Consider the following 14,713-nt stretch of genomic DNA (forward strand, 5'->3'; position numbering starts at 1 on the left):
GTTGGGCAGGCCCGGGTGCCGGCCGGTGCGGGCCGGCCGGCACCGCGGTCACGCCGGCCTCTGCACTCGCTTCAGGGCCAGCTGGACGAGGCTGTCGGCGCCCATCGCGTCCAGGGATTCGGGCTGTCGGGGCTGTTCGGCGGGGGTGGCCGGCCGCGGGTCGTCGGGGCCGGTGGCGGCGGGTCGGTCGGCGAGCCGGCGCAGCATGTCGAGCACGCCGGACTCGCGGAGCCGGGCCGTCGGGATCGCGGTCAGCAGGTCCCGTACCTGCGGGTCGAGGCCGTCGTCGGCGGGGACCGCCGGTGCGGGCACTGGGGTGCCGGCGAGGAGCCGGTCGCGCAGCAGCCGTACCAGGTCCTCGGGGGTGGGGTGGTCGAAGACGAGGGTGGCGGGGAGTTGGAGGCCGGTGGCGGCGCCGATCCGGTTGCGGAGGTCGACGGCGGTGAGGGAGTCGAAGCCGATGTCCTTGAAGGCGCGGGTGGGTTCGACGGAGGCGGGCGAGGAGTGGCCGAGTACGGCGGCCACCTGGGTGCGGACCAGATCCAGCAGGAGCTGGTCCTGCTCGGGGGCGGTCAGGGCGGCGAGCCGCCCGGTGAGGTCCTCGGCCGTGCCGGAGGCGTCGCGTGCGGCCGCCCGGCGCCTGCGGGCCGCGGGGACGAGGTCGCGCAGTACGCCGGCGAGATTGTCGGCGTGGTCGGCGAGGGCGGCCGGCCGCAGCGCGACGGGCACCGCGACGGGCTCGTTGACGCGCAGGGCGACGTCGAGCAGGGCGAGGGCCTCGTCGCCGGGCAGGGCGGGGAAGCCCTGGTGGCGCATACGGGCGAGTTCGGCCCGCGACAGGGTGCCGCCCATGCCCGCCTCGGTCTCCCACATGCCCCAGGCCAGGGACACGGCGGGCAGCCCCTGGGCGCGGCGGGCGGTTGCCAGCGCGTCGAGGGCGGCGTTGGCGGCGGCGTAGGCGGCCTGGCCGGCGGAGCCCATGACTCCGGCGACGGACGAGTACAGCACGAAGGCGTCCAGGGGGTGACCGGCGGTCAGCTCGTGCAGATGCCGGGCCGCGTCGGTCTTGGCGGCCAGCACGCGGGCCAGGCGCTCGCCGGTGAGGCCGGTGAGGATGCCGTCGTCGAGGACGCCGGCCGTGTGCACGACGGCGCTCAGCGAGACGCCGTCGAGGACGGCGGCGAGCTGCTCGCGGTCGCTGACGTCGCAGGCGACGATGTCGGCACGGGCTCCCGACTCGGCGAGCGCGGCACGCAGTTCGGCGGCGCCGGGCGCCTCGGGTCCCCGGCGGGACAGCAGCAACAGGTCACGGACGCCGTGCCGTTCGACGAGATGCCGGGCGAGCAGCGCGCCGAGGCCGCCGGTACCGCCGGTGATCAGCACGGTGCCCGGCCGGGACCAGGGCGCGGGCACGGTCAGGACGACCTTGCCGACGTGCTTGGCCCGCTGGAGCAGCCGCAGCGCCTCGGGCGCACGGGCGATGTCGAACGCGGTCACCGGGACGGGCCGCAGCACACCCTGCTCGAACAGGTCCAGCAGCGCCCCGAGCATCTCGCCGATGCGGTCGGGACCTGCCTCCACGAGGTCGAAGGCGCGATACGACACCCCGTGCCCGGCGGCGACCTCGTCGGCGTCGCGGATGTCGGTCTTGCCCATCTCGACGAACCGCCCGCCGGGCCGCAGCAGCCGCAGGGAGGCGTCCACGAACTCCCCGGCGAGGGAGTCGAGGACGACGTCGACGCCGGCCTCCTGGAAGCGTTGCTCGAACTCCGTGGTGCGGGACGAGGCGATGTGGTCGGCGGGGACGCCGAGCTCTCGCACGGCGGGCCACTTGCCCTCGCTCGCCGTCGCGTACACCTCGGCCCCGAGATGCCGGGCGAGTTGTACGGCGGCCATGCCGACGCCACCGGCGGCGGCGTGGATCAGCACGGACTCGCCCGCCTGGAGCCCGGCCAGGTCGACCAGGGCGTAATAGGCGGTGAGGAACACGATCGGCACGGACGCGGCCTGCTCGTACGTCCAGCCCTTCGGGATCGGCGCGAGCTGACGGGCGTCGGCCACCGCGGTGGGGCCGAAGGCCGCGTCGAGCATGCCCAGCACCCGGTCGCCGACGGCCAGGCGGTCCACGCCGGGGCCGGTCTCCACGATGATCCCCGCGCCCTCCAGGCCCATCCGGCCGGCGTCCCCGGGGTACATGCCCAGCACGTTCAGCACGTCGCGGAAGTTGACGCCGGCCGCGCGCATCGCGACCCGGACCTCGCCGGGGCCGAGCGGGCGCCGCTCCTCGGGGACGAGGGCGATGCCGTCGAGCCGGCCCTGGTCGACGATGTCCAGCCGCCATGCGTCACCGGCACCGGCCGGCGGGGCGAGCACGCCGTCACCGGCCATCCGGACGAGGCGCGGCAGCCACACCCGGCCCGCACGCACCGCGAACTGCGTCTCGTCGGTGACCCGCAGGGCCGCGGCGAGCGCGGGCGGGGAGGCGGGGTCGTCGTCGGTGTCGGCGAGGGCGAACCGGCCGGGGTTCTCGCTGATCGCGGAGCGGACCAGGCCCCACACGCCGGCCGCGGCGACATCCGGCGCCCCGTCCCCGGCGGTCTCGACCCGTACGGCCCCCGCGGTCAGCACGACGAGCCGCGACGCGGCGAATCGCTCGTCGGCCAGCCACGTCTTCAGCCGGGTGAGGACGGCGGTGACCGTGGCGGCCACGTCCTCACCGACGTCCGGGGTGAGGGGCAGCAACACCGTGTCGGGTACGTCGCCGGCCGCGGCCAGCGCGTCGAGGTCGGGGTACACGGTGGCGGGGACATCGGCCGGGGCGGTGCCGACGACCGTCCACACCGTCCGGTCCGTCACGCCCTCCTGCTCGGGGGCCGGGGTCCAGTGCGGCCGGTACAGGTCGTCGGGTCCGGTGGCGGCGGTGAGGCGGTCCAGGGACAGGACGCGCAGCACGAGGGAGTCGATCTCCGCGACCGGTTCGCCCCTCGCGTCCGCGATACGCAGGGCGATGTCCCCGGCGCCGCGCGAGGTGAGCCGGGCCCGGACGGTGCCCGCGCCCACGGCGGTCAGGCGGACTCCGGACCACAGGAAGGGCAGCGAGGCGTCGGTGGTCTCCGCGTGCAGGCCGAGGCCGTGCAGGACGGTGTCCAGCAGGGCGGGATGCAGACCGTACGACGCGGCGTCGCCCGCGACGGACTCGGGCAGTTCGGCCTCGACGTACAGATCGCCTTCGTGTCGCCACACCCGCCGCAGCCCACGGAAGGCGGGGCCGTAATCAAGGCCGGCCGTGGTGAGCCGGTCGTACAGGTCGCCGAACTCCACGGGCTCCGCACCAGTGGGCGGCCAGGCCGTCAAGTCCCAGCCGGGTGCCGCCGGTTCGGCGCTGTCCAGGGTGCCCGAGGCGTGCAGGGTCCAGGGCTCGTCGGGACCGGCCTCCCGCGAGCGGGCGTAGACGTGGAGCGTACGGCCCCCGTCCGGCGCGTCCTCGGCCTCCTCGGCTCCTACGGCGATCTGAAGCTGTACGGCACCGTGCTCGGGCAGCACGATCGGAGTACGCAGGGTCAGCTCGGCCAGCTGCCTGGCCCCCACGCGCTCTCCGGCCTGAAGCGCCAGCTCCATGAGCACCGTCCCCGGCACCACGACGGAACCGGCCACGGCGTGGTCGCCCAGCCAGGGATGCGTCCGCACCGACAGACTCGAGGCGAGCAACACCACGTCCGAACCGGCCACCGGCACGGCGGCGCCCAGCAGCGGGTGATCGGTCCGGGCCAGGCCGAGACCGTCGGCGTCGGAGGGCGCGGGCGGGGCGTCGAGCCAGTACCGGCGGCGTTGGAAGGGGTAGGTGGGCAGGTCGACGCGGTGGGCGCCGGTTCCCTCGAAGAGGGCGGACCAGTCGATCTCGGCGCCTCGGACGAAGAGTTCGGCGCAGGCGGTGAGCACGGTTTCCGCTTCGGGGCGGTCCTTACGAAGCGTCGATACGGCCGGTACGTCGCCGGCCAGCGCGGTCAGGACCGGGTCCGGGCCGATCTCCAGGAAACGGGCGGCGCCCTGGGTACGGGCCGAGGTCAGCGCGTCGTGGAAGCGCACTGGCTTGACGATCTGGTCGGCCCAGTAGGCGGCGCTCGTCCAGTCCCCCTCGCCGAGAGGTCCACCCGTCAACGTGCTGACCGCCGCTACGCTCGGCCGACCGTATTCCACCTGCTCGGCCACCGCCGTGAACCCGGCCAGCATCGGCTCCATCAACGGCGAATGGAACGCGTGCGAAACTTTCAGACGCCTCGTCCGCCGTCCCGCGTCCCGAGCCCGCCCGGCAACCGCCTCGACCGCCGTCTCCGTACCGGAGATCACCACGGCGGCGGGTCCGTTGACGGCCGCCATCACGGCACCGTCCACCAACCAGTCCGCGACCTCGGCCTCCGAACCCTCCACCGCGGCCATGGCACCGCCCTCGGGCAGGGCCTGCATCAACCGCGCACGAGCCGCCACCAGTCGTACCGCGTCCGGCAGTTCGAACACCCCAGCCACATACGCGGCGGCGAACTCACCCACCGAATGCCCCAAAACGACATCGGGTGCCATCCCCCACGACCGCAGCAACGCCACCAACGCCACCTGAAGGGCGAACAGTCCACACTGCGCGTACCCCGTCGAGTCCTCCCCCTCCTCGGCGAACAGCACCTCCCTCAACGGCCGTTCAAAACCGAGCTCGGCATCCAGCAACCCGCACACCCCATCCAGCGCGGCGGCGAAGACCGGGAAGGACTCATACAACTCCCGCCCCATCCCGGGACGTTGGCTGCCCTGCCCCGTGAACATCCACCCCGTACGCCCCTCAGCGACCGATCCGGTGATCGCGCCCTCGGTCACACCGAGCACGGCCCGGTGTTCGAGCTTCGCCCGTGTCGTGGCCAGGGAGAGGCCGATGTCGAGGGGGGTTCCGGTCGCGGACGCCAGGCGTGCGGTCTGCGCTCGCAGCGCGTCGGCCGTGCGGGCGGAGACGATCCAGGGGACGAGCGGGAGCCCGGTCGCCGGGGTGGTGTCGGGCGCCTGGTGGGCGAGGGGGGGTTCCTCGACGACGACATGGGCGTTGGTGCCGCTGATGCCGAAGGAGGAGACACCGGCCCGGCGCGGGCGCTCCCCGCGCGGCCACGGGCGTTCCTCGGTCAGCAGTTCAACGGCGCCGGCCTCCCAATCGACGTGCGAGGTGGGGTCGTCGACATGCAGGGTGCGCGGCAGTCGCTCGGCGTGCAGCGCCATCACCATCTTGATGACGCCCGCGACACCGGCGGCGGCCTGCGTGTGCCCGATGTTCGACTTGATCGACCCGAGATACAGCGGCTCGTCACGGTCCTGGCCGTACGTCGCGAGCAGGGCCTGCGCCTCGATCGGGTCACCCAAGCGTGTGCCGGTGCCGTGCGCCTCGACCGCGTCCACTTCACCGGGCCGCAGACCCGACGCGGCCAGCGCCTGCCGGATCACCCGCTGCTGCGAGGGACCGTTGGGCGCGGTCAGGCCATTGGAGGCACCGTCCTGGTTGAGGGCTGTGCCACGGACCACGCCCAGCACCGGGTGGCCCCGGCGGCGGGCCTCGGACAGCCGCATCAGCACCAGTACGCCGGCGCCCTCGGCCCAGCCGGTGCCGTCGGCGCCGTCCGCGAAGGACTTGCAGCGGCCGTCGGCGGCCAGGCCACGCTGGCGGGAGAACTCCACGAAGGTCTGCGGGGTGGCCATCACGGTCACGCCACCGGCCAGCGCGGTGCCGCACTCGCCGGACCGCAGGGCCTGGCAGGCCAGGTGCAGGGCGACGAGGGAGGAGGAGCAGGCGGTGTCGACAGTGACGGCCGGCCCCTCGAAGCCGAACACGTAGGCGATGCGGCCGGAGAAGACGCTGCCCGCGTTGCCGTTGCCGAGGTAGCCCTCGACCTCGTCGGGCACGGTGTGCAGACGGGCGGAATAGTCGTGGTACATCAGGCCCGCGTACACGCCCGTGTCCGTTCCGCGCAGGGCGTCCGGGTCGATGCCCGCCCGCTCCAGGGCCTCCCATGAGGTCTCCAGCAGCAGCCGCTGCTGCGGGTCCATGGCGAGCGCCTCACGCGGGCTGATGCCGAACAGTTCGGCGTCGAAGTCCGCGGCGTCGTACAGGAACCCGCCTTCGCGGGCGTACGACGTGCCCGGCCGGTCAGGGTCGGGGTCGTACAGCCGCTCCACGTCCCAGCCGCGGTCGGTCGGGAAGCCGGAGATGCCGTCGCCGCCCTCGGCGACCAGTCGCCACAGGTCCTCGGGGGAGGTGACACCCCCCGGATACCTGCAGCCCATGCCGACGATGGCGATGGGCTCGTCGTCGGCCGTGGCGGTACGTCGCCCGGGTGCGACGGCGGGTTCGGGGGCGGCGTCGCCGACCAGTTCCCGGCGGAGGCGGGCGGCGAGGGCGGCCGGGCTCGGGTGGTCGAAGACGAGCGTGGCCGGCAGGCGCAGGCCGGTCGCCGTGCCGAGCTGGTTACGCAGGTCGACGGCGGTGAGGGAGTCGAAGCCCAGGTCCTTGAAGGCGCGGCGGGGGTCGACGGACGCACCCGAGGAGTGGCCGAGCACGGCGGCGACCTGCGTCTGGACCAGGTCCAGCAGCAGCTGATCCTGTTCGGCGGAGGACGCTCCGGCCAGCCGCGCGGCCAGCTCGTCGGTGCTGCCGGTACCGCCCCGTCCGGCGGCACGCCGGCGCGTGGCCGGCACGAGGTCACGCAGTACGCTCGGCAGCGTGCTGCCGCGTTCGGCGAGAGCGGCGGTGCGCAACGCCACGGGCACCGCCACCGGCTCGTCGGCCCGAAGTGCCGCGTCGAGCAGAGTCAGGGCCTCCGCCTCGGTCAGCGCGGGGAAGCCCTGGCGGCGCATGCGGGCCAGCTCGGTCTCCGAGAGGGTGCCGCCCATGCCCTCGGCGGTCTCCCACATGCCCCAGGCCAGCGACACCGCGGGCAGCCCCTGGGCGCGCCGGCGCCGGGCGAGCGCGTCGAGGGACGCGTTGGCGGCCGCGTAGGCGGCCTGCCCCGCGGAGCCGACCACTGAGGCGACGGACGAGTACAGGACGAAGGCCTCCAGCTCCCGGTCGACCGTCAACTCGTGCAGATGAAGCGCGGATTCGGCCTTCGCCGCCAGAACTCGGGCCAGCCGCTCCTGTGTGAGCTCGGTGATCACACCGTCGTCCAGCACGCCGGCGGTGTGGACGACCGCGCTCAGCCGCACCCCGTCGAGCAGTTCGGCCAGCGCCGCCCGATCGCTCACATCGCAGGCGACGATGTCGACTCGCGTCCCCGACTCCGCGAGTTCCGCGCGCAGTTCTGCGGCTCCCGGGGCCTGAAGTCCGCGCCGCGAAACCAGCAGCAGGTCTCGCACGCCGTGCTCGGCGACCAGGTGCCGGGCCAGCAGCGCGCCCAGACCGCCGGTACCGCCGGTGATCAGGACGGTACCGGTCCGGGGCCAGACCGGTCCGGTACCGTCGAGGGCGGTGGCCCGGGTCAGGCGAGGCAGGAGCACTTGGCCCTCGCGGAGGGCGAGCTGGGTCTCACCGGTCTCGGCGAGTGCGGCCGACCGCTCCGTCAGGGCCCGCTGCGAGGCCGGTGTGCCGTCGGTGTCGACCAGGGCGAACCGGTCGGGGTGCTCGCTGATCGCCGTACGCACCAGGCCCCACACGGCGGCACCTGCCGGGTCGGTTTCGGCACCGGTGGTCAGGACGAGGAGCCGGCTGCCGGCGAGCGCGGGTTCGGCGAGCCACTCCTGGAGCGTGGCGAGTACGCTGCTCACGGACTCGCTCAGCGGCCGCCCGGCGGCGACCGGGAGCAGGACCGGCCCTGCGGGTGCGTCCGCGGCGCCGAGGGCGGCGACGTCCGGGAACGCGGCAACTCCTGGCACGGCACGGTCCGCGTCGCCCAGCACGGCGAGGTCCGCGGCCGGCTCGCCGTCGGCCGCGCTCGCCGCCGTCGCGGCCGCCACCCACCGCAGCTGGTACAGGTCGCGTGCCGCGGCGGCCGGGTCCGCCGCGGTGACCTCGGCGGGGTTGACCGGGCGCAGCACCAGCCCGGCCACTTCGGCGACCGGTGCGCCTGCGGTGTCGGCGACCCGTACGGCGACCTCGCCGGGGGCGCTGACGGTCATCCGGGCGCGGACGGCGGTGGCGCCCACGGCGGCCAGAATGACCCCCGACCACAGGAAGGGCAGCAGTGCCCTGCGCTGTCCGTCACCGTCCTCTGTGGTCATGGTGTGGTCCGTGCCGAGGGCGTGCAGGACCGCGTCGAGGAGGGCCGGGTGCAGTGCGAAGGCGTCGGCGTCCTCGTCGGCCGGCTCGGGCAGTTCGGCCTCGACGTACAGGTCGGCGCCGGCGCGCCAGACGGCGCGCAGCCCCTGGAACGCCGTGCCGTACCCCATGCCGGTCTCAGCCAGGCGTGCGTACAGGCCGTCCACCGCGACCGGCTCCGCGTCGGCGGGCGGCCACGCGCGCAGGTGCCAGTCGGGCGCGGACGGTTCGGTGGCGCCCAGCGTTCCCGTGGCGTGCAGCGTCCACGGCTGGTCGTCGGATCCCCCGTCGGGCCGTGCATGGATACGGAGGAGATGGTCACCCCCGCCGTCGGCCGGGTCGACCGACGTCTGCACCTGGACCGCCCCGTCGTCGGGCACCAGCAGCGGCACCCGGAGGGCCAGTTCGTCGACCGTCCGCGCTCCGACGTGGTCGGCGGCCTGGACGGCGAGCTCCAGCAGCGCCGTGCCGGGGACGACAACCGTGCCGTCGACCGTGTGGTCGGCCAGCCAGGGGTGCGTCCGCACGGACAGCCGTGACGTGAGCACGGCCGAGTCAGAACCCGCCAGCCGTACCGTGGCGCCGATCAGCGGGTGCCGTGCGGTCCCGAGACCGAGGCCTCGCGCGTCGAGCGCCGGCTTCGTGGGCTCCAGCCAGTAGCGGCGGCGTTGGAAGGCGTAGGTGGGCAGGTCGACGGGACGGGCGCCGGCGCCGTCGAACAGCCGCGGCCAGTCGACGGCCATGCCGTGGACGAAGAGTTCGGCGACGGCCGTCAGCAGGGAGTGCGGCTCGGGCCGGTCCGTGCGCAGGGTGGCGGCGGCCGTGACGTCGGTGGCCGTCCGGGCCAGCGCGGTCAGGACCGGGTCCGGGCCGATCTCCAGGAAACGGGTCGCCCCCTCGGCGGCGGTGGCGGTGAGCGCCTCGTGGAAGCGGACCGGGCGGACGATCTGCCGCGCCCAGTAGTCGGGGGTCGTCCAGTCGTCCCCGTCCAGCGTGCTGCCCGTGACGGTGCTGACGGCGGTGACGATTGGCTGACGGTATGTCACCTGCCGGGCTGTCCGGGTGAACTCCTCCAGCATCGGTGCCATCAGCGGCGAGTGGAAGGCGTGGGAGACCCGCAGCAGGGTGGCACGGCGGCCCTCTGACCTGTATCGCTCCACGACGGCCTGCACAGCGGGCCGCGCGCCGGAGACCACGACCGCGCCGGGCCCGTTGACCGCTGCGATCACCACGTTCCCGTCGAGCCGGCCGGCCACCTCGGCCTCGTCCGCCTCGATCGCGGCCATCGCACCGTCCTCGGGCAATGCCTGCATCAACCGCGCCCGGGCCGCCACCAGCCGTACCGCACCCGGCAGTTCGAAGACCCCCGCCGCGTAGGCCGCGGCGAACTCACCCACCGAATGCCCCAGCACCACGTCCGGTGCCGCACCCCACGACCGCAGCAGCGCGACCAGCGACACCTGGAGTGCGAAGAGGGCCGACTGTGCGTATCCGGTTGCGTTCAGTTGCTCGGGGTCGTCCGCGAACAGCACCCGCTTCAGCGGTCGTTCGAAGCCCAGTTCGGCGTCCAGCAGGGCGCAGACCTCGTCCAGCGCGGCCGCGAACACGGGATAGGCGTCGTACAACTCCCGTCCCATGCCGGGCCGCTGGCTGCCCTGCCCCGTGAACATCCACGCCGTGTGTCCCTCGACCGCCGAACCGGTGATCGCGGGCTCGGCCAGACCGGACCGCAGGGCGTCCAGGTCACTGCCCAGCACCACTGCCCGGTGCTCCAGCAGCGCACGTGTCACCACGAGCGAGAACCCGGTGTCGACCGGGTCGGCGGCCACCGGCGCGAGCCGCCTCGTCTGGGCCCGCAACGCCTCCGCGGAACGTGCCGACACCACCCACGGCACCACCGGCAGCCCGGGACCGTCCGGCCGCCGTTCCTGAGCGGCGGAAGCGGACGGGGCCTCCTCGATGATCGCGTGCGCGTTCGTGCCACTGATGCCGAAGGACGACACTCCGGCCCTGCGCGGGTGCTCCCCGCGGGGCCAGTCCCGCTCCTCGGTGAGCAGCCGTACGGCACCCTCCGACCAGTCCACGTGCGACGACGGACGGTCGACATGAAGGGTGCGCGGCAGGCACTGCTCCCGCAGCGCCATCACCATCTTGATCACACCGGCGACGCCTGCGGCGGCCTGGGTGTGCCCGAGGTTGGACTTCACCGACCCCAGCCACAACGGCTCGTCACCCTCACGCGCCTGGCCGTATGTCGCCAGCAGCGCCTGCGCCTCGATCGGGTCCCCCAGCCGGGTCCCCGTCCCGTGCGCCTCCACGGCGTGCACCTGAGACGGTGACACACCCGCGTCGGCCAGCGCCTGCCGGATCACCCGCTGCTGGGCCGGTCCGTTCGGCGCCGTGAGTCCGTTGGACGCGCCGTCCTGGTTGACCGCGGTGCCCCGCACCACCGCCAGCACCCGGTGCCCGCGCCGCTCGGCCTCCGACTGCCGCATCAGTACGAGCACGCCCGCGCCCTCCGACCAGCCGGTGCCGTCGGCGCCGTCGGCGAACGCCTTGCAGCGCCCGTCGGCGGCCAGGCCACGCTGGCGGGAAAACTCCACGAAGACGCCCGGCGTGGCCATCACCGTCACGCCGCCCACCAGCGCCGTCCGGCACTCGCCGCCACGGATCGCCCGCACCGCCAGATGCAGCGCGACCAGCGCCGACGAACACGCCGTGTCCACCGTCAGCGCCGGACCCTCCAGCCCCAGCGCATAACTGACCCGCCCGGACAGCACGCTGGCCGCCGAGCCGGTGCCGACGTAGCCCTCGATGTCCTCGGCGGCCGCGTGGGCCATCTCCTGGTAGTCCTGGCCGTTGGTGCCCGCGAACACACCGGTGGCCGACCCACGCAGGGACAGGGGATCGATACCCGCCCGCTCCAGCGCCTCCCACGCCGTCTCCAGCAGCAGCCGCTGCTGCGGATCCATGGCGAGGGCCTCACGCGGCGAGATCCCGAACAGCTCGGCGTCGAAGTCGGCCGCGCCTTGCAGGAAGCCACCGACGTTCACGTACGACATGCCGGGACGCCCCGAGTCGGGGTCGTACCACCGCTCCACGTCCCAGCCGCGGTCCTGCGGGAACGGTGCCAGTCCGTCCCGGCCCTGTGCCAGCAGCTCCCACAGCTCCTCCGGTGAGGACACACCGCCCGGGAATCGGCAGCCCATTCCGACGATCACCACGGGATCCTCGTCGACGCCGACGGGGTCCGGCGCCGTGCCGTCCCGCTCCGGTTCGCCGGCGGCCCTTCCCAGGACCTGGGCGCGGAGGAAGTCGGCGAGGGCGGCCGGGGTGGGGTGGTCGTACACCAGGGTGGCGGGCAGGCGCAGACCGGTCGCGGCGCCGAGCCGGTTGCGCAGCTCCACCGCGGTGAGCGAGTCGAAACCCAGGTCGGTGAAGGGACGCTCGGCGTCGATCGCGGCGCCGGAGGCGTGGCCGAGAACGGCGGCCACTGCCGACCGGACCCGGGAGAGCACGATCCGTTCCCGCTCCGCGGGCGGGCGGCCACGCAGTTCTTCCGCCAGTTCGCCACCCACGGCCGTGAACCGGTCCCGACCGGTGCCGGTCTCCTCCGTGTCCGGCATCAGTTCGCGCAGGAGCGAGCCGCGTCGCGCGTACGCGGTCGCCGCCGCGAAACGCGACCAGTCGGCGTCCAGGACGGTGGCACAGGCCCGGCCGCCGTCCAGGACGCGCTCCAGCGCGTCGACGGCGGTGGCGGGCTCCAGTGCCCGCAGGCCCATCCGCTCGAGATGAGCCGCCACCGCAGGCTCGGCGGCCATACCGGCATCGGCCCAAGGCCCCCACGCCACAGAAGTGGCCGGCAGGCCAAGCCCGCGCCGATGCTGCGCGAGCGCGTCGAGGCACGCGTTGGCCGCGGCATACGCGGACTGCCCGGCATTACCCGTCACACCCGCCACGGACGAGAACAGCACGAACGCGTCCAGGTCACTTCGCGCGGTCAGTTCATGCAGATGCCGGGCCGCGTCCGCCTTGACCGCCAGAACCCGCCCCAGCCGCTCGGCGGTCAGGTCGGCGGCAAGCCCGTCGTCCAGTACGCCCGCCGCGTGCCCGACCACGGTCGGCGGGTGCGCCTCCAGCAGGGAACCGAGCGCACTGCGGTCGGTGATGTCACACGCGGCGAGCGTGACCTCGGCACCGAGCCCGGCCAGTTCCTCCCGCAACTGAGCCGCACCGGGGGCGTCGGCGCCGCGACGGGAGACCAGCACCACATGCTCGATCCCCCGCCGCACCAGCCAGCGGGCCACATGACCACCCAGCGCACCGGTTCCCCCGGTGACAAGGGCGGTACCGCTGAACCGCCGGCTCTGTGCGGCGCGTCCGGCGTCGGTGTCGCGTACCAGACGTGCGGCCAGAACACCGGTGGTGCGTACGGCGAGCTGGTCCTCCGCCGCCGAACCGGCCAGCGCTGCCACCAGCCGCTCCAGGTCGCCACTCACCGGGTGCTCCGGCAGGTCGATCAGTCCACCCCACCGGTCCGGCTGCTCCAGCGCGAGAGTCCGGCCCAGGCCCCAGACCGCGGCCTGTTCGGGATGGGCCGGAGGGTCGCCCGCGCCCACCGACTGGGCAGACCGGGTGGCGCACCACAGACGGGCGCCCGGAGCGGCCTCGGCCAGCGCCTGCCACACGGCGAGCACAGCGGCGGGCGACGGCAGCAGGGACAGCACGCACGACGGCTCGGCGCCCGTCGCACGCACGCGTTCCGCGATCCGGGCAGGCGGGTCGGTATCCGTGACCGTGATCAGGTCGACCTCCGCGCCCGCCCGGCGCAACGCCTCCGCCAGGGCCTGGCCGTCCGGCTCCGCCGCGGCCACCGTCCAGCGGCCCACCGGCGGGGCCCCACCAGGAGTGACGGGCACCGGCCGCCACATCACGCGGTAACGGCGACCCGCCTGCGCGAGATCGTCCCGGCCGCGCCGCCGCCAAGCCGACAGCGCCGGCAGCAGCGCGTCGAGCGAGGCATCCACCGGCAGGTCGAGCTCCCGTGCCAGCGTGCTCGCGTCGCGGCCCTCGACCAGCTGCCAGAACCCGGCCTCGGCGCCGTCCTCCGCCGCCGTACCGGCGGTCCCGCCGGGCGCCGTCCGGTCGGGCAGCCAGAAGCGGTCGCGTTGGAAGGCGTACGTGGGCAGGTCGGTCAGGCGGGCGTCCGTGCCACGGAACACCTCCGTCCAGTCGACGGGGGTGCCGCGTACGAACAGCTCGCCCACGGCGGTGAGGAGGGTCTCCGCCTCGGCGCGGCCCGCGCGCAGGGCGGAGACGGCCACGGTCAGGTCGGGGGCGGTCTGCTGGGCGAGGGAGGCGAGGACCGGGTCGGGGCCGAGTTCCAGCAGTCGGGCGGCGCCGAGTTCGCCGGTGACGGTCCGGACGGCGTCGTCGAAGAGGACGGGTTGCCGCACCTGGCGCACCCAGTACTCGGCGCTCGACCAGTCGTCGTCGCCGAGTGGCCGGCCGGTGACGGTGCTGACGGCCGGTGTCCGGGGCCGCCGGTAGGTGAGGTCGCCCGCGACGGCGGCGAACTCGGCCAGCATGGGTTCCATCAGCGGGGAGTGGAAGGCGTGCGACACCTTGAGCCCGGTGACACGCCGGCCCTGCTCGCGCGCGACGGTCAGCACCGCGTCCACGGCGGTCCGCGTACCGGAGACCACCACGGCGGCCGGCCCGTTGACGGCGGCGACGACCGCGCCGTCGGTCAGCCAGGGCGCGACCTCCTCGGGACCGGCCTCGACGGCCGCCATCGCGCCGCCGTCGGGCAGTGCCTGCATCAGCCGGGCTCGGGCGGCCACCAGCCGTACGGCGTCGGGCAGTTCGAGGACGCCCGCGACGTGGGCGGCGGCCAGCTCGCCGATGGAGTGGCCGACGAGCACGTCGGGGGCCAGTGCCCAGGAGCGCAGCAACTCGGCGAGTGCGACCTGGAGGGCGAACAGCGCGGCCTGCGCATGGCCGGTGCGGCCCAGCAGGGCGGCCTCGGGGCTGTGCTCCGCGGCGAACAGCACGGTGCGCAGCGGCGTGTCGAATCCGTCGGCGCCGGCGAGTTCCGCGTCGAGCAGCGCACAGGTGTCGTCGAGGGTCTGCGCGAACACCGGGTGGGCGTCGTACAGTTCGCGGCCCATGCCGGGGCGCTGGCTGCCCTGTCCGGTGAAGGCCCACACGGTGCGGCCCTCGCCCGCCACCGAGGTGACGAGGGCGGTCGTGTCGCCGTCGGCGAGGGCGGCGGCCGCCGCGGTCAGGTTGTCCGGGCTGCCCCCGACGAGGACGGCACGGTGGTCGAGGGTGGCGCGTGCGGTGGCCAGCGTGCGGCCGACGTCGGCGGGGTCGAGGCCGGGCCGGCCGTGGCCGGGGCCATAGCCAATGGGTGGCGCGGCACGGCCGGGT

General features: G+C 74.6%; 1 protein-coding gene and 1 pseudogene. One reads left to right on the plus strand and one right to left on the minus strand.

Annotated elements, in window-relative coordinates:
* Window positions 1-48 precede the first annotated feature (48 nt).
* Window positions 49-14,451, minus strand: coding sequence for an SDR family NAD(P)-dependent oxidoreductase (locus tag AB0I77_RS50915; protein ID WP_363289846.1), 14,403 nt, complete (start codon window positions 14,449-14,451; stop codon window positions 49-51).
* Between AB0I77_RS50915 and AB0I77_RS50920 the strand changes: the two are divergent.
* Window positions 14,425-14,713: pseudogene (locus AB0I77_RS50920) on the plus strand (hypothetical protein); the annotation flags it as partial. The gene AB0I77_RS50915 and the pseudogene AB0I77_RS50920 sit on opposite strands and share 27 nt — an antisense overlap.

Origin of the sequence: Streptomyces sp. NPDC050619 (assembly GCF_040654815.1) — a bacterium.
Taxonomy (GTDB): domain Bacteria; phylum Actinomycetota; class Actinomycetes; order Streptomycetales; family Streptomycetaceae; genus Streptomyces.